Consider the following 16,736-nt stretch of genomic DNA (forward strand, 5'->3'; position numbering starts at 1 on the left):
CTATTAATTACACACAAAGGAGATAATTATTTATGAAAAAATTAAAAGTCGCATTTGTATGTGTTCATAATTCTTGTAGATCTCAAATGGCTGAAGCATTAGGAAAACTCCTCGCTTCAGACGTATTCGAAAGTTATTCTGCAGGTACAGAGCTAAGACCTCAAATTAATCAAGATGCGGTACGTATTATAAAAGATTTACATGGCATTGATATGAATGAGACTCAAAAGAGTAAATTATTAAATGACATTCCAGAAGTAGATATTGTGGTTACGATGGGTTGTAATGTAAATTGTCCTTACTTACCTTGTAGCCATAGAGAAGACTGGGGCCTTGATGATCCATCTGGTAAATCTGATGATGAATTTATTAAAACAGCAAAGATAATAGAAGCGAAGGTTATTGATCTTAAAAATAGGATACTAAATGGTGAACTAGTATAAGAAACATGTAATTCATTAGTCTGGTACTTAAATAATTATTGAATTAGTCTGACGCTTTTTGACGATTCAAGGCTCTCCATCTTGCTTCATTGGATTACCAAACTTATAATAGTAATGGCCGATGCCCACGTTCCTTGTGAATGAGAGCATCGGCCATTTTTCACGGCATCTTATAATCTGTTTTAAAAAATTCCTGGGCAATCGTAATAAAAGTATTCATCTGTGAAGTAATCCACTTATTTTTGTGGTATAGCAGTTGACTGTACATATGTACGGCAGGAAAGTCTGCTTGAATTTGAGTTAATATACCTCTTTCAATTGATTTACTCACAGAAAACATAGGTAGAAAAGAAACACCCATACCATGCTCTAACAGATGAATAATGGTCTCTGTATTTCCAATCTCAAGCACAGGCTTGATTACTATTTCTTTTTCAGATAGTATCCTTTCTAGCTCATAACGATAACTTACCCCTTTTTCAGTCAAGAGGAATGGTTCATTCTGAAGGGTCTCAATGTTAATTTTTTCTTTCCCTGAAAATGAATGCTTGCTCGAGGTAACAAAAATGATATCTTCCTCTTGCTGTACAGCTCGAACCCATTCAGAACCATAAATTTTTTGATCTAAAGTAAGAAATAAATCAATCTCATTATTTCTTACCATATTAATTAGACCATCTGACATGTCCGTTTTTATTATTGTTTCCACCTTTGGGCATGCATTATGAAATCGTAACAAAAGTTCTGGGAGTATAGCAGTCGCAAGCGATTCCACACTCCCGATACGAAGCGTACCTTCTGGAGTACTCGTTTCTCTGGCAAATACTGCAGCTTCATTGGTTACCCTCATAATTTCATTTGCATGATTAAGAAAAACTTCCCCTTGTTCCGTTAGTGATACCTGTTTTCCAATTCTCTCAAAAAGTTGTGTTCCTAATTCCTTTTCCAATTGCTGTATCTGAATAGTAATTGTGGATTGAGAATAACCCAGTTGTTCTGCTGCCTTTGAAAAATTCTGAGTTGCCGCTACCTTAATAAACGTCTTGATATTTCTAATCTCCATATTTGCACCTATTATTATTTTTAATATATATTATTGAATCTATGAATTTCACAAATACATAGCAGTATGGTACTATATAAAATTAGAAAAATCAAGTTGTATTAAGGTACTTCTTGATACAATGATACAAAAGGGTGGAAATATAATGGAAATGCATGAAATAGTACTTAATACGCAATCTGAGCGTGTAGCAGTTGAATTTATCAAAAAGTTTTGTTCAGAGAAACAGGAATTATATGATCAAAAAATACTTAATGATGCCGATAAAAATCAAATTGCTAAATTAAAACATATGAATATCCCAGAAGAAGGACGTTCCATAGATACCGTTGTTAATGAAATGATGGAGGATATCTACCAATACGGATGCCATACAAATCACACTAGATTTTTAGGCTTTATTCCTGGACCAGCTTCCGAAGTTTCTTGGTTAGGTGATATTATGACTTCTGCCTATAATCTGCATGCTGGAAGCTTTATGAACTGTCCTGCTGCAAGTTGCATTGAACAGGAGTTAATTCAGTGGCTTTGCGAGCAAGCTGGTTATACTAACGAAGCTGGTGGCTTATTTGTGTCCGGTGGTTCAATGGCTAATATGACTGCATTATGTGCTGCTCGAGACAAAATGTTAACAGAGGAGCGTCAGCATCTAGGCGTTGCCTATGTTTCTGATCAAACCCATAGTTCTGTAGCAAAAGGTCTTCGTATCATCGGTATTCCTAACACAAGACTTAGAAAAATACCAACAGATATGAATTTCCGAATGGATATGAAGCAACTAGAGTGCGCTATTCAAGCAGATATTGCTGCAGGCTTGGTTCCTTTTACTGTGATTGCAAGCGTTGGATCTACCAATACTGGAAGCATTGATCCACTGGAGGAAATTGCGCTTTTGTGTAATCAATACAATCTATGGATGCACGTAGATGGAGCATTTGGAGCTTCCGTCTTATTAACAAAGAAATATAAACACCTTCTAAAAGGAATAGAGCTATCCGACAGTATCAGTTGGGATGCTCATAAATGGTTATTTCAAACTTATGGGTGCGGAATGGTATTGGTAAAAGACAAGGCTAATCTTGTGAATAGTTATCACACAAATCCTGAATACCTAAAGGACCTTGAGACAGATGGCGACTGCATTAATCCCTATGATATAGGTATGGAATTGACAAGACCAGCTCGCGGATTAAAGTTATGGCTTACCTTGCAGGTACTTGGAAGTGATAGGATGGGGGCTGCTATTGAGCATGGATTCCAACTCGTAGAGTGGGCAGAAGATGAATTAAAGAAAAATAGTGAAATAGAGATTATATCACCTGCACAACTTGCTATTATAAACTTCCGATATGCCCCTCAGACATTTACAGAAGATCAAAAAGACGAACTGAATTTAAAGATATCAAAGAAGATGATTGACGATGGTTATGCTGGTGTCTTCACCACAGTATTAAACGGTAAAAAAGTTTTACGTATTTGCGCGATTCATCCAGAAGCAACGGAATACGACATGCGTAGCACTGTACAACGCTTGAATCAATATTTTAATGAAATTTATCCAGTAATGAAAGCAGAATTAGTATAGTAAATTTAAATATTTTCATGTGTGAATTCCCTTTTTTATTAGATTTGGTTAGCCGTTAGCCTATTTTCAAGTAAATGATAGGCATTCAGTCATTCCTTACATCGCATATAGATATATGGGATGGTATTACTTATACATGAGTTAAGGTAATTCATTTCTTTAAATTTAATATCAAATATTTAAACAATTATTTTTTTTGTCTATCTAAATAAGTCTACTATCTATTATTTGAACATTTGTAAAAATGTGGTATAATCTTTTTATATATACCACATTTTTACAAATGTTTTTTATTAAATAGATGGAATAGGCGGTGGAAAATAAAATATGAAGTTTGGATTATGCGGAATTGACTGCACACAATGTGACTCATTACAAGCGAAAGAATGTATGGGCTGTAACGCAATGCAAGGATTTTCATTTTATGGAAAATGTCAATGGTATCATTGTTGCAAAGATAAAGGTATAGAACATTGTGGAAAATGTGAATATTTCCCTTGTAGCGATTTGAAGGATGCTCTTGCAGAGGTGGGAGGTTTGCCTGCAATTGATAATCTGAACAGTCTTTTGAATAAAATCCGATTATGTAGGCTAGAAAATCATATATACTAATACAAAATCAAGGGAGCCTTGAAGATGAAAAATTTATCTGAGTCACAATATAATAAAGCTAGAGAATATCTAAAAACTCATGCAAATGACATTGACCGTGCTATGTTTGAATACTATTTTGAAAGCAAACCATTAGAAGAAGTTGTGAAAATTCTGGAGTCCTATCAAAATGAGGACGGTGGATTTGGGATGCTTGATTATGATATCGAATATCCAGGTTCATGCCTTAAAAGCACCGAGAGTGCTTGTAGATACATATATCAATTGGGTGAAATTCCAGCAAACCACCCAATGATTCAAAAACTGATACATTATTTGGTTGTTAACTATAATCTAGGAACTGGTGGTTGGAATAACCTTCTTGTACCGGAAATAAATCATTATCCGCGTGCACCGTGGTGGAACTATGAAGAAGCAAAATTTGTGGCACCAGTGAACAGTGAGGATGTTATACGAAATTATAAACCTAATACGAATGCAGCCTTAGCTGGAATCATTTTAATATATAAGGAACTGGTATCAGAAGAACTTATAAACGAATTAAAGAGTATTGTGATTGAAAAAATAATGACGACTCAGGATTACGGACAATATGAGATGATGTCGTATCATTATTTTGTCAAAGGTCTGGAAGAAGATGAACGGAAACCATTACTAGACGAGCTTATGGGAAATGGCAAACTTATTTCGATTTTAGATGATTATGGTGGCACTGAGAGTGCATACAAACTAACGAATTGGATAGACACCCCTCAACACCCTTATTATCCGATGTATAAGAAGGATGTCTTGGCATGCCTTGAAAATCTGATAAATTCACAAAAAGAAGACGGAAGCTGGGCACCTAACTGGTCTTGGGGCGATGTCGAAGGATGGAAACGTGCCAATAAACGTTTGAAGGGAGTTTTAACAGTTCAATTTTTGAAAATAATTTATAGATTTTCTAATGAGCTGGAAAGATCGTAATAATGATCATTAAATATTTATATTAGCTGGTTACAGTAACTTGCAAAGATATCTTTATTTTGGAGAATTATAATGGAATATAAGTATACAAAAAATGATAATTATGAAGATTTCGCCAGTGGAAGGGTTTTATATCATGTAGGTGGTGAACCTACATTTCCGGTAAGGCTAGCTCTAGAAATATATGAACGATGTTTACAATATTCCATTAAAAAGGCAGAGATTTCCCTTTACGATTGTTGCTGTGGTGGGGCCTATATGCTTTCAATATTAGGATTATTGAAAAGTAATACCATAGCAAATCTTTATGGTAGTGATATAAATTCAGAAAGTATACAATTGGCGAATGATAATCTTGGCCTTTTAACGAAGTCCGGAATCAATAAGCGAAGAGATGAATTAAAAGCTCTTTACCAAACATATAAGAAAGCTTCCCACATAGATGCATTACATAGCATTGACAGGATAGAAGAATTATTGACCAGAGAAATAAAAACTTATTTATTCAAAGGAAATGTTCTTGAGGTTTGTGACTTGCCATTCACCCCTGATATAATTATTACCGATGTTCCTTATGGTAATATGGTTGAATGGGAAGAGGGTAGTGGAGGTATCAATCAAATGATGAATGCCTTATCAGCAGTGTGTGGGAGTGACACAATCATTTGCGTCTGTATGGACAAAAAACAGAAGATACACAACGATATTTTTCAAAGACTTGAAAGGCAACTGGTTGGTAAGAGGAAATTTGAGATATATAAGAAAAAGGCATCTGAGATTGCATGGGTAGCTCTATATAAACTATTTGTATTGATATACAAACATATGTTTGGTATAATAATTGAAAAAGAATGTTTATAGAAGGAGGAGCTTTTAAAGTATGGTTAATATATTTAACATGGATAATATTCCTAATGAATACACCATGGATTTTTTAGGAAAAGCTAATACATCTTATTTAGGTAAATTAGCGGGAAGCGATAAACTTTATGTCAATATAGATAGAATATCACCAGGGGCTAAGAGTGCTAAATATCACAGTCATACAAAGCAAGAAGAATTTTTCATAATTCTTAGCGGGTATGGGACTTTAAGAATAGATGGAAAAGAATATTTAGTAAAGAAAGGGGATTTTGTTTCTAAGCCAGCCGGGAAAGGAATAGCGCACCAATTTATCAATACTGGAGAGGAAGTCCTAGAGATACTTGATGTCGGTACCAAAGAGGAGGGCGACATAGCGTATTATCCTGATGAAGAGATATATTATTTTAGTGATGAAAACCTTGTTTTTAATGTGAATAGTAAATTAAGTACATGGGATTCTGAACCAAATAAATGAATTGAAAAGTATACAGTATGTGCCCTGCTGCTATACTGGGTCAGCGTATTGCACCAGGTTTTGAAATCAACAAATCTGGATTTTAATGACATACAAAAGAAAGAAATAGACAATTTTGAATTTATCGAGCTGTTTATAATCAAAGATTATTTACATAACTGTGTTTAGGAGGTTTAAGATGAATCATAAAGATGGTGAATTAGTCCAAAAAATTATTAAACTTCAAAATAATGAGACTATTGAGATACGCAAGTTGACACCAAGTCTTGCAGAAGATTACGTACATTTTTTTGATACTACACCACACGATGACAATGTGGATGAACATAAATGCTATTGTGTATGTTGGTGTAACGATGATTATGAGGGCAAAGATTTTTCAACAGTAGAGAAAAGAAGAAGAAGTGCCCTACAATATGTTAAAAGCAATAATATTCAAGGTTATCTTGCTTATAGTGGCGATGTGGTCGTTGGATGGTGTAACGCCAATACGAAATCAGATTGTTTGAAATGTGCTAGTTGGCGAAGATTTATGGATTATGTTCCTTTAGAGGCATCTACCTCAGGTATAAAGGTGAAATCCATATTCTGTTTCGTGATTGCACCGGAGATGAAAAGAAAAGGCATTGCCACGCTACTATTGGAGCGTGTGTGTAAGGATGCGGTCCAAGATGGATTTGACTTTGTGGAGGTATACCCTTACAAAGAATCTAGTTATCAATCATCAGATTTTGGCGGTCATTTTGAGATGTATAATAAAAATGGGTTTCATGTGTCTTTAGAGACTGAACAAGGGCTTGTCATGAGGAAGCAGTTAAAGTAGTCTGTTCAAAATAGGCATTATATGAAGCTGACAACTTCCAATTTAAGTTGATTAATATAAATAGGAAGTTGAAAATGAGGATTACTTATATTTGATGAGGTGAACAAAATGAAGTCTATAACAATTTGTGGTAGTATGAAATTTGCAGAGAAAATGAAACAGATTGCTTGGAGACTGGAGGTTGAAAAAGGGTTTAATGTACTTCAATGCATCTATAATGAGCAGAATGAGCCTATAACTGACGAGGCACAAAAGCGTCTTGTTGCAGCACATTATAGGAAAATAGATATTTGCGATGCCATTTATATTGTTGATATTGATGGTTATATTGGCACATCGGTTACTGATGAAATTTTATATGCAAAGGAGAACGGAAAAGAGCTTATTTTTCACAGCAGACAGTCTTAAATAACTTCGTGCAATGAGCATAACACTAAGCTGACAATTTACAATTTGTCAGTCAACTTTCCTCTTATTAAGCCAACATCAAGTGGAAAGAAGTTATCCTCTATTAAGGAGAAGGAGAAGGTGAATGGAAGAATTTAATATCGGCGGGGTAATACCATTCAGTGGTTATAACTGGCGCATTCTTGACATAAAAAACAATGCGGCTTTGATTATAACCGAGTATATTATAGAACAGCGTGCTTACCATGACGCTTATAAAGATATAACATGGGCTGACTGCTCGTTAAGAAAATATCTGAACGGTGAATTTTATGACAAATTCAACGCAACTGATAAATCAAGAATAATTCCGGTAATAAATAAAAATTTTGACAATCAGTGGTATGGTTCAAAAGGCGGAGCAGATACAAATGACAGTATATTTTTATTAAGCATTGAGGAAGTGTGTAAATATTTCGGTGATAGCAGTTCAAAACTGCAAAACCGAGGAAAAAATCAAAGATATTGGTTTGAAAGAAAAGATGAAAACAACAGTAAGCGAATAGCAAGACTTCAGGGTAAAGAATGGGGTTGGTGGTGGTGGCTTCGGTCACCCGGCCGCGTTAATGTAAAAGCCGTGTACATCTTCGGGACTGACGGTAATATAGGTATCCAAGGTAACAATATATTGAAAGGCAACATCAGCGATGGAAAATGTACAGGCGGTGTCCGTCCCGCTTTGTGGCTAAAGCTGGAATTGTAATTTTTAGCTACGTTTCAAGTGGTTTGACTAAGTTACAACATTAATTAAATATATTTTAAAGGAGAATTAATATGAGTAAATACGAAAACGCGATGAAACTTATGGAGGAACGTTGCGGAAATGGTAAAGAAGAAGTTATTGCCCTTGCAACAATATCACTATCCCCGAACGCTGCCGGTAATCCTCGCCCTGCTGTCCGTATGGTTTGCGCTTATTATGAAGACGGCGTATTTTATGTTTCAACGGATGCAAAGAAAAATAAAATGCTGCAAATTGAGAAAAACAACGAGGTTTCCGTCGGTGGGTTAGATTGGTACGCTTTCCAGGGCACGGCTGAAAATCTCGGTTGGGTTAAGGACGAGAAGAATGTGGAAATCAGAGCGAAATTTAAAAAAATCTTCGACTGGTTCGATGAAGTTGGCGACGAAGACAATCCGAACTCAATCGTTCTGCGTATCACCCTTACAGAGGGTACTATTACTGACAACGAAAGAAAATACGGTGAATGGCAGTATGATATTGATTTTATCAATAAAACAGCGATGTAACAAGCATTTATTCCCAAATAAGTCATTGCACGGATACATATTCAACTATACTTTTATTAGTGGAGGAGTTATTATGCAAGAAGTTTTTCCAACAAATCAAGAACTTAACAACAACATATCATGACGGAAAATGGATGTCTTTTGAACCGGTCAATTCACTACTTGAAGATATTCAGAAGATATTACGTATTAAAAGAAAACCAAATAAAAAGTAGATAATAAGAATAATTTACTGTAAACTTCTTACACAATATTATGCGAATGCAATTACAAATGATTCGTTACGAACCGTTATTTCATTAAGAGCATCAACTTCAACAATGATTTTTGCAGAAAAGTTATACATATATCGACAGCAAAAATTTACTGAAGAGGGATATTAAAAACTATATCCTTTTGGAAAAGAATTTCATAATGTTCTAATATTAGCAATAGTGGATGATGATAATCTATAAAAATAATAGTTTAGCTGAATGGAGTGATGATGATGGATTTTTTAGAATTAGCAAAAGAGAGATTTTCTGTCCGTAAATTTAAAGAGGTGTCTATTTCCCTAGAATATATTGATAAAATATTAGAAGCAGGCTCTATTGCACCAACAGCTTGCAATAGACAACCGCAAAAAATTCTTGTAATTAACACGAAAGAAGGAATTGAAAACTTCAAAAAGTGTACAGAATGTCATTTTAATGCTCCATTAGCATTTGTAATTAGCTATGATAGAGAACAATGTTGGAAAAGGTCTTATGATGGAAAAACAAGCGGTGAAATAGACGCAAGTATAGTCGCTACTCATATGATGTTAGAAGCAACAGAATTAGGTATTGGCTCAACATGGGTGATGTATTTTATACCTGAGGCTATTAAAGTAGAATTTGAATTTCCTGATAATTTAGAACCAGTAGCTGTATTAGTTATGGGATACCCATTAGAGGGAACAAGTCCTGCTGCTGAACATTTTAAAACAAAGAAAATGATTGAGATGATAACGTATAATAGCTATAAGAAAAGATAATATAGTTTTTCAATTTACGTAGTATTTGAGCGTACAACGAAGAAACCAAATATCCCTTACTGAAACTACACTCCGCTTTATCGGATTAAATGGCCTTTAGATGGTAAGTTGAACTAGAAAATATACAATACATATTAACTAGAGGAGATAAGAAAATTTGAAAATTATGGACTTCTTGAAAAATCATACAAAGGAATTATATTTTGTTGCAGCAATTCTAATGTTTATTGTTGGAATTATTGAAAATAGTACAGTATGGACTATTTTAGGCTGTGCCAATGTTGTTTTGGGTATTAATTATAGAAAAGAAAAATAACAATTGTATATTGGTGCAACTATGAGCATGCTACAAAGAAGCTAAACAAGTACAAATCATGTTTATTAGTTGTTTTTGGGCTAATCCTTTATTAATTTGATAATATTTGGCAGAAATAATTATAAATGGTTGCAAAATATGCATTATAATCAAATTATATTTCGGACATTACATAATGAATGTTTGATTATGGAGGAGTGAGATAATTGTGGATGGATTAAGCGGATGGAAATGATTCTTGACTATATTGAGGAGCATTTGATTGAAACAATTTATTTTGATGAAATAGCAAAGATTGGATGTTGCTCGAACTACAATTTTCTAAGAGTTTTTTCGTTCTATATGGAAATTTCACTAACCGGGTATAATAAAAACATAAGAATGAGTGTGGCAGCTGATGAACTTCGAGAATATATCATGTTATTTAGAAGGGGGATTTGTAAATGTATAATGAAAAGTGTAATATCGAGGTTATAACAGTTGGGGGAGATATTATAGTGTACGGGTTGAATTTACAGAGTTCTGGATTGCCGATTAATTTTGATAGTCTTGGAATGATGTGGGACAAGTACACGGAGGATATGAAGAATAATACCCCTAATCGTGCGGACAAAGAGACTGAATATGCAGTTTGTCTGAATAAAGTGCCTGACTATATAGTTGGCGTTGAAGTAACTGAAATCCAAGAGGCGGAGGCTGGATTCAAGAGTTTTAAAATTCCAGCGGGAAAGTATGTCAAGGTAGAGTTTAATGGAGAAAATCATGAGGATCTAGTGGATGCTAAGTTAATGACAAGACAAAAAGAAGCTAAGAAATGGGCAAAGAATGAAAAGATTAAGCTAAGTAATGAATTTACGGTGGAAGCTTATCCAAAGCAAACGGTAGAACTGGAGCATCCTGAGATGTATTGCTTGTTTCCAATTCTATAGATGGAAACAAGTGGTACTTGATGGGCTGATGATAGGACAAAAAAGGCAAGAATATGTGTAAAAAAGGTATGGTTTGAGGATGGTACAACTTGGTCTAATCTGTTAATAATACCTGGTTAAAAACATATCAGAATAAAAATTATTAATATATGAATTAATAAAAAGGGGGCGTTGCAATAAGTGAGCAATCACTTATGGAGCAACAACAGCAGATGCTTATATTCCACAATAAATTTTAATTTAAATGGAGACTGATATTATGAAAACCAAAATTTATATTGCCTTCATGCTTGGACTCATCGGCATGTGTACTTTATACGGTTGTGGATCTTCTTCACATGAGAAATCTACCATCGGAACAGAATCCACATATGAAGAGTTAGATGTTGACTACACAACTAACGACGACGGGACATATACGTATAAAGAACATCTACAAGTTTAAAATTGAAGTTTCTGGTATCGAAGGAGAATCACATGTTACATTTATTATCTTAACAAATGATGAAGAAACTAGTTTTGAAGATGTCTCTTACAGTTTGAAAAAAGCAGAGTGTTGTAGATAATATAAGTTGTAGATAATATGATAAGTAGCATGAAATCTGGATTGTTGTCCAGTGAAGTAAAAGTTAGTAAATAAATGGATACCCTAAAAGTCTCGGAAATCTTGATTTTACAAGCTTTCTTTATTTTTGTTCTATTTTATTTACTAAGATTTGCTTCATTTTTTGCGAAGAAAATCTTAGTAAATGTCGTTTATTGAACAAAATCTTAGTAAATGTCGTAGGTTTTGAAGAAAAAGTTAGTAAATGTAGAATGTATTATAGTTAGCTATATTTGTTTTGGACAACCGAGGAATAAAACTCGTTAAACTAGTAATCTAGTAGTGGTAGTGGTTTAGTTTCGGATTGTTGAATTATAGAATTAAGTGGTGTAAAATGGTAATGAGTGTCATATTGTACGTAGATATAAAACTCATCATAACTATAATGAGAACCAAATGATGACTTAGCATTAATACTGTAAGGAGGATAATAGTTGCGATCAATATCAAAAACCAGTATGATTTGTATGTGTTTTTTACAAGAAGCAATCTAGCAGAATTTTTTAATGAAGAAATTGAATGGTAAATGAATGAATCAAAAAATCTATGGGGTGTCATTTGTCTTGACAGGCAAGATAAAAATTATACAGTAATCTTTTCTGCTCGGGATGAAAATAGACAAATTCATTGTATTGATTTAAAAATTGATATAGAGAATATAGATAAGGCAAGAAATAATTAAGAAATTTCCATATATACATATTGTATTGCCTGAAGAAGAGGAGTTCTTTTAAAAGGACATAGAAAACCAAAAGCCATTTAATGAGTTGTTTGATGTGACCGATTCGCATATAAACGCTGAGATGACTCTTGAAAATATTTCGATTTTTTTAAATGGAAGTATGAAAGGATAGTCCCTAAAAACAATAATCTACTAAAACAACGAAATAAAATATATGCACATAATGATGAAAAATCACTTTACAATAATGAAGGAATTATTTCGAACTTTCCGCTTAATAGAAGTGACATGGAAACATTAATATCTTTTGCTTTAGAATTCTACCAATATATTGTTACTCTTTAACAGGAGTTAAAAAAGCCAACAATCCTGTAAATATTAACGATTGGAAAGGAACTTTAGATCTTGTGAGATTAGGCTATAAATATAAGGATGTTTAGCTTTAACAAGATGTCAATGAATTTATATAAAATCATTATTCGGAAACGGAATGATTACTTTGATTGTGGTAATAATGGGAAGTTCGGTAATCGTAAATTATTACGATGATGTACTAATGTAAATAAGAAATAATTTATAGGAGAATTTATCATGGGGACACTTTATGAAGCAAGTCAAGAAATAAAATCGTGGATTACGGATCAGCCTGTACAAGAAGAATCTTTAACAGATTGGATGCTTCGGTATATCTCAAAATATAAAAAAAACTTTCACTATTATTTATTTAATAAAACACAAGAAGCCTGTAATGGTGCCGATTGGCTATGGTGTATTAAAACTAATCCTTACATATATTTGTTTTTAGTTCAAGCGAAAAAAACTAAAAAAACACCTTCTGAAAATTATAGTGGATTAAATCAACATAATGGTGATCAAATAGTTAATTTGTTGAATGAAGCAAAAACCAAAAATCTTTATCCAATTTATACTTTTTATACAAATGAAAACTACCAGACAAAATGTGGTGCTCCAAAGATTGATGAAGGTGCTTTTCTTGCAAGTGCATATGATATAAAGAAATTATTTGATGCCTATGGATCGAAAATTAAAATAAATTCGAGATTAGTTAATGCTACACATACAGAATCACTTCTTAACAATTGTATTGGTTTATCATGCTTAGAAGATTGCCCATTATGCAATAGTGAAGACTCACATGATTTTGAAAATTTTCTTACTAACTACTTAGTAAATAAAATCGAAGATTTTAATACGAAATTAATAGACGAAAATTCCATTTACCGCTATAAGCAAGACGAGGTACCAAGCTATATTAGCGCATTGCCACCTATGAAACCTAATGGACAAGGAGTATCATTGCCTGATTGGTATCAAAAAGAATTCAGCAGTCAAATACAAAACCTTAATGGTATTGTTGTATTTGATTTTACAAAAAAAACATTTGACTATTAATGTAATTAATTACCACATCCATTAAATTACAAAGAAAATAATTATACCACATAATTTAATAGGTGTCCTTTTTCTATTTTCGATATTGATAATTATGTTAATTCTAAAGGCGTTACAGACAAATACATACCCTTTTTCATATTTAAACATTTATTCAAGAAATTGTATAACTATATTTTTACTATATTGAAGGGTGATGTAGAATTATCGTTTGATTATAGTAAAATTACATTGTATAGTGTACCAGACTATGTTATTTCACTAAGTGATAATTATTATAACATATATGAAGTAGACTATTAAATTGAACCCTCTACATTTTGAGCTTTATGCTGTATTTATTTTATATAGATTTATGGATATATATGGTATATAATTAGATAATCATAAGTGTAATTTTTTACAAGCTTTATAAGGTATATGAGGGGAGAGTAAGAATGTCAAAAAATGCAATCAATTATTTTGAAAAAATAATCATACCACTAATTCAAACAAATTATCCGAATATTATGTCAGATCTGGATATAATGATATTAGGCTCCGTTGGATTAGGAATTGATGATGAGATTTCTGATATTGAAGCATCTATATATTTAGATGATTTAATATGGAAAAACCAAGGGAAGCAATTACAATTGTTATTAAATGATTGTCTAGCTAAAACGAATAAGTGGAAGAGAGAAGGCTCGATTATTTGTGTCCATCCGGTTTCTTGGCTATTAGACGGTAATGCTAAGAAATTCCTATCTAATAATGATAATTTACCTTGGGAAAATGTATCTTTTGAAACTTTATTTACAATGCAAAAAAATACTATAATTTTAAATTCCAAAGGAACATTAAAACATTTACGGGAAAAAACTGAGGTAACAAAATATCCAGAGCAGCTTTGGAAAAAATTATTAATAACCAATTTAAAAGAGCTGTCCATTGAAGAATTTTTTGAATTAAATAAGAATGTTCAGCGAAATCAAATACCGGAAGCTTATATATTGTTTGGCATAATGATAGAGAGAATTTACCACATTGCTTTTTTGGTTTCACATGAATATTATCCATGGCGTACACACCTAGATTGGGCATTTAGAAATTTATCCATTTCTAGAACAGAACTTAGTACCAAAATAGATAAGTTATTATCTACAAGTAGTTGGAATGAAAGAGTTGAAATAATAAAATCTATTATTGATTTTTATAGAAACTATATAAAAAATAATAATCTTATTCCTGAAATCGATGTATATAGCGATGACCTTGAGAAGGAACTGATTTGGGCGGAGCGGCTTTCTGCTTGGAATACACCTGACTGGCGGAATTTCATTACAGAAAAGGAAAAGAATGCTGTAGATAGTGGTTATTCGCCAGAGCAATTTTGGGTTTGGAGTCTGTGGGGGTAAACTCTCTAAATGAGAGGTGGTGGAAAAGTGCCCCAAGATAATAGTAAATATGATGAAATTAAGCGAAAGTTAAGAGAGCTTAAAAAACTTGAGATGAAAATACGCTCCATAAACTTTGATTTACAGAAAAACAGTAAAAAATCTTTAAGAGAATTTGAAAATGCAGAACTTGTATGGAATAAATTCTTTGACTTAAAAAGTGGAACTTCAAAAGATTTGAAATATTCCATCATGGAGCTATCGGAAATGACGAAAGATGAATTTAAGGATGTCATTTCCGAGTATTTTTATTATGTATATTATTTCTACAAAGAAAGTGAATTATCAGATTATTCAAAAATTGATATTGAACTCCTTACGCAATTGGGACTTTCGATATATGCAGATAATGCTGAAATAAAAAGGAAGTTTCGAGAGCTTGCTAAAACATTTCATCCCGATAATGGCGGAGATAGTGCTAAGTTCATAGAAATAATGGAGAAATATAAGAATTTTAAAAATTGAGAAATATATTATTGAAGCAATTCGGCTACATATAACCACTTTTGTGTCCGTGTTACGACTATTTACCACTTTTATGTCCGTTAATAATATGAATACAGCAACTGAAAATATATTATTTACTCAGCATGTATATATAATTACAACTTGTAACCACTTTTGTGTCACTTTTTTATTTGGATACTGAACCATAAATAGCGGTGATATATCATTTTACCGGTTTTGTGTCCTTGATGTTACCAAATTTGTGTCCCTCGACATCTATGTCCAGTGAAATAAATGTTAGGGAATAACCATACTAAACTATCTCCTGAAAGCCTTGATTTTGAAGGCTTTCTTTTTATGCGCATTTTTAGTCCCCAACTTATCCTACAATTATATTTGAAGGATAAGTTGGGGAATCCTGTTTTTTGAAGTAAATATTAGGTAATATGTGTTTAAATGAAGTAAATGTTAGGGAATATAGTTTATCTATATATTTTCATTTCATCTGCTTATCATGGTTAATATGATATAATATAGATATATATAGCAATATGGTGCTAATATAAAAAATGAGAAGTTCGAAGGGATATTTCAATTTTTATTATTTGTATAAGGAGGATCTCAATGTTATTGTTTTATGGAATAATATGGTGTATTCTGTAATGAGTTGGAGAGTGAATATATGTCCAAATTACAATATAGCTCAACAAGGCAACTTGTTAAATCTTTTATAGAGCAAGGAAAAGAGGGTAATGCTGGGATTTTAAACAAGAATGGCATGATGAAATGCCAACATTAATAAAAGATATGCTCTAAATTTGTAGCTGTTAACGTTCCACGTAAACTTGTAATAAGACTTGTATACACATATATTCAATCCAACATTGATTGGATTATCAAAGAATCAGAAAAACTAAAATTATTCAGCCATGGAGGACGCAAACGGCTAAGATATTGGTTATTCCAGGGAGCCAAGTCGGCAGTGGTACATTCAGAGGAGTTTAAAGAACTTCATGTCTACTACACGACGAGACCAGACAATCCACTAAAAAAGATGCAGTCATTGATTGTTATTACATGCAAACTGCTCCGAGTCATTTATACCATCTTGACCAAGGGGCAGCATATGATTCGAAAAAAATGCTAATAGACATAAAGCACCCAATGAAAAAGGAAGCACAGGCAGCTTAGTAATACAAGATAAGACAGCATAATGAATCCAGACCCTTGCTGGGTTCCAGAGCAATCTGAAATCTACCAGGGTTCTGGAAAGAAACCCGATAACGATGGAGTATTAAAAGTACTACATTACCAACAAGACTAACAGAGAGATACACGGTAAAGCGTCCACTGAATATCAGTACT

The 16,736-nt window shown here is 33.0% G+C and carries 18 protein-coding genes and 1 pseudogene; 18 read left to right on the plus strand and 1 reads right to left on the minus strand.

Features of this window, described 5'->3' with window-relative positions; all coding sequences use genetic code 11:
• Positions 1 to 32: 32 nt before the first annotated feature.
• On the plus strand, positions 33 to 443 hold the full coding sequence (locus CPHY_RS11130; RefSeq protein WP_012200175.1) for an arsenate reductase ArsC: 411 nt from the start codon (positions 33 to 35) through the stop codon (positions 441 to 443).
• A gap of 160 nt (positions 444 to 603) precedes the next feature.
• Here CPHY_RS11130 and CPHY_RS11135 read toward each other — a convergent pair whose 3' ends face one another.
• Positions 604 to 1,506, minus strand: a complete 903-nt coding sequence (locus tag CPHY_RS11135) for a LysR family transcriptional regulator (RefSeq protein WP_012200176.1) — start codon at positions 1,504 to 1,506, stop codon at positions 604 to 606.
• A gap of 145 nt (positions 1,507 to 1,651) precedes the next feature.
• Between CPHY_RS11135 and CPHY_RS11140 the strand changes: the two genes are divergently transcribed.
• The 17 genes and pseudogenes from CPHY_RS11140 to CPHY_RS22165 form a co-directional block, all read left to right on the plus strand.
• Complete coding sequence (locus tag CPHY_RS11140; protein ID WP_012200177.1) at positions 1,652 to 3,091, plus strand: pyridoxal phosphate-dependent decarboxylase family protein; 1,440 nt, start codon at positions 1,652 to 1,654, stop codon at positions 3,089 to 3,091.
• Positions 3,092 to 3,418: 327 nt separating this feature from the next.
• Entirely contained in the window at positions 3,419 to 3,703 is a 285-nt protein-coding gene (locus CPHY_RS11145) for a DUF3795 domain-containing protein (RefSeq protein WP_012200178.1), read from the plus strand.
• 24 nt (positions 3,704 to 3,727) lie between these two features.
• The gene (locus tag CPHY_RS11150) at positions 3,728 to 4,669 is read left to right on the plus strand and encodes a hypothetical protein (RefSeq protein WP_012200179.1); all 942 of its coding nucleotides are present in this window, start codon (positions 3,728 to 3,730) and stop codon (positions 4,667 to 4,669) included.
• Between the two features lie 72 nt (positions 4,670 to 4,741).
• A complete protein-coding gene (locus CPHY_RS11155) occupies positions 4,742 to 5,530 on the plus strand; it encodes a hypothetical protein (protein WP_012200180.1) in 789 nt (262 codons plus the stop codon).
• Between the two features lie 19 nt (positions 5,531 to 5,549).
• A complete protein-coding gene (locus tag CPHY_RS11160; protein WP_012200181.1) occupies positions 5,550 to 6,008 on the plus strand; it encodes a cupin domain-containing protein in 459 nt (152 codons plus the stop codon).
• Between the two features lie 178 nt (positions 6,009 to 6,186).
• On the plus strand, positions 6,187 to 6,831 hold the full coding sequence (locus CPHY_RS11165) for a GNAT family N-acetyltransferase (protein WP_012200182.1): 645 nt from the start codon (positions 6,187 to 6,189) through the stop codon (positions 6,829 to 6,831).
• Between the two features lie 108 nt (positions 6,832 to 6,939).
• Positions 6,940 to 7,239: a hypothetical protein gene (locus CPHY_RS11170; RefSeq protein ID WP_012200183.1), complete on the plus strand. Its 300-nt coding sequence runs from the start codon at positions 6,940 to 6,942 to the stop codon at positions 7,237 to 7,239.
• Positions 7,240 to 7,363: 124 nt separating this feature from the next.
• Entirely contained in the window at positions 7,364 to 7,981 is a 618-nt protein-coding gene (locus tag CPHY_RS11175; protein ID WP_012200184.1) for a DUF6273 domain-containing protein, read from the plus strand.
• 71 nt (positions 7,982 to 8,052) lie between these two features.
• Positions 8,053 to 8,529 (plus strand): pyridoxamine 5'-phosphate oxidase family protein, encoded by a 477-nt coding sequence (locus CPHY_RS11180; protein ID WP_012200185.1) that lies wholly within the window; start codon positions 8,053 to 8,055, stop codon positions 8,527 to 8,529.
• Positions 8,530 to 9,016: 487 nt separating this feature from the next.
• Positions 9,017 to 9,544 carry a nitroreductase family protein gene (locus CPHY_RS11185; RefSeq protein ID WP_041703527.1) on the plus strand — a complete coding sequence of 176 codons (528 nt, stop codon included), beginning with the start codon at positions 9,017 to 9,019 and terminating at the stop codon, positions 9,542 to 9,544.
• Positions 9,545 to 9,701: 157 nt separating this feature from the next.
• Positions 9,702 to 9,860 (plus strand): hypothetical protein, encoded by a 159-nt coding sequence (locus tag CPHY_RS21750; RefSeq protein WP_157668711.1) that lies wholly within the window; start codon positions 9,702 to 9,704, stop codon positions 9,858 to 9,860.
• A 443-nt stretch (positions 9,861 to 10,303) separates the two neighbouring features.
• The gene (locus tag CPHY_RS11195) at positions 10,304 to 10,789 is read left to right on the plus strand and encodes a GyrI-like domain-containing protein (RefSeq protein ID WP_012200188.1); all 486 of its coding nucleotides are present in this window, start codon (positions 10,304 to 10,306) and stop codon (positions 10,787 to 10,789) included.
• A 383-nt stretch (positions 10,790 to 11,172) separates the two neighbouring features.
• A complete protein-coding gene (locus CPHY_RS21755; RefSeq protein ID WP_157668712.1) occupies positions 11,173 to 11,355 on the plus strand; it encodes a hypothetical protein in 183 nt (60 codons plus the stop codon).
• 1,311 nt (positions 11,356 to 12,666) lie between these two features.
• On the plus strand, positions 12,667 to 13,488 hold the full coding sequence (locus CPHY_RS11205; RefSeq protein ID WP_012200189.1) for a DUF6615 family protein: 822 nt from the start codon (positions 12,667 to 12,669) through the stop codon (positions 13,486 to 13,488).
• Positions 13,489 to 13,925: 437 nt separating this feature from the next.
• The gene (locus CPHY_RS11210; RefSeq protein WP_012200190.1) at positions 13,926 to 14,885 is read left to right on the plus strand and encodes a DUF4037 domain-containing protein; all 960 of its coding nucleotides are present in this window, start codon (positions 13,926 to 13,928) and stop codon (positions 14,883 to 14,885) included.
• Between the two features lie 9 nt (positions 14,886 to 14,894).
• Positions 14,895 to 15,389 (plus strand): J domain-containing protein, encoded by a 495-nt coding sequence (locus tag CPHY_RS11215; protein ID WP_012200191.1) that lies wholly within the window; start codon positions 14,895 to 14,897, stop codon positions 15,387 to 15,389.
• A gap of 907 nt (positions 15,390 to 16,296) precedes the next feature.
• A pseudogene (locus CPHY_RS22165) lies at positions 16,297 to 16,562 on the plus strand (IS110 family transposase); the annotation flags it as partial.
• Positions 16,563 to 16,736: the final 174 nt, after the last annotated feature.

This window comes from Lachnoclostridium phytofermentans ISDg, from assembly GCF_000018685.1.
Classification (GTDB): domain Bacteria; phylum Bacillota; class Clostridia; order Lachnospirales; family Lachnospiraceae; genus Lachnoclostridium; species Lachnoclostridium phytofermentans.

Coding starts and splice junctions, on each gene's coding strand:
- CPHY_RS11130 (WP_012200175.1), top strand. CDS start 33: ATGAAAAAATTAAAAGTCGCATTTGTATGTGTTCATAATTCTTGTAGA.
- CPHY_RS11135 (WP_012200176.1), bottom strand. CDS start 1,506: ATGGAGATTAGAAATATCAAGACGTTTATTAAGGTAGCGGCAACTCAG.
- CPHY_RS11140 (WP_012200177.1), top strand. CDS start 1,652: ATGGAAATGCATGAAATAGTACTTAATACGCAATCTGAGCGTGTAGCA.
- CPHY_RS11145 (WP_012200178.1), top strand. CDS start 3,419: ATGAAGTTTGGATTATGCGGAATTGACTGCACACAATGTGACTCATTA.
- CPHY_RS11150 (WP_012200179.1), top strand. CDS start 3,728: ATGAAAAATTTATCTGAGTCACAATATAATAAAGCTAGAGAATATCTA.
- CPHY_RS11155 (WP_012200180.1), top strand. CDS start 4,742: ATGGAATATAAGTATACAAAAAATGATAATTATGAAGATTTCGCCAGT.
- CPHY_RS11160 (WP_012200181.1), top strand. CDS start 5,550: ATGGTTAATATATTTAACATGGATAATATTCCTAATGAATACACCATG.
- CPHY_RS11165 (WP_012200182.1), top strand. CDS start 6,187: ATGAATCATAAAGATGGTGAATTAGTCCAAAAAATTATTAAACTTCAA.
- CPHY_RS11170 (WP_012200183.1), top strand. CDS start 6,940: ATGAAGTCTATAACAATTTGTGGTAGTATGAAATTTGCAGAGAAAATG.
- CPHY_RS11175 (WP_012200184.1), top strand. CDS start 7,364: ATGGAAGAATTTAATATCGGCGGGGTAATACCATTCAGTGGTTATAAC.
- CPHY_RS11180 (WP_012200185.1), top strand. CDS start 8,053: ATGAGTAAATACGAAAACGCGATGAAACTTATGGAGGAACGTTGCGGA.
- CPHY_RS11185 (WP_041703527.1), top strand. CDS start 9,017: ATGGATTTTTTAGAATTAGCAAAAGAGAGATTTTCTGTCCGTAAATTT.
- CPHY_RS11195 (WP_012200188.1), top strand. CDS start 10,304: ATGTATAATGAAAAGTGTAATATCGAGGTTATAACAGTTGGGGGAGAT.
- CPHY_RS21755 (WP_157668712.1), top strand. CDS start 11,173: ATGTTGACTACACAACTAACGACGACGGGACATATACGTATAAAGAAC.
- CPHY_RS11205 (WP_012200189.1), top strand. CDS start 12,667: ATGGGGACACTTTATGAAGCAAGTCAAGAAATAAAATCGTGGATTACG.
- CPHY_RS11210 (WP_012200190.1), top strand. CDS start 13,926: ATGTCAAAAAATGCAATCAATTATTTTGAAAAAATAATCATACCACTA.
- CPHY_RS11215 (WP_012200191.1), top strand. CDS start 14,895: ATGAGAGGTGGTGGAAAAGTGCCCCAAGATAATAGTAAATATGATGAA.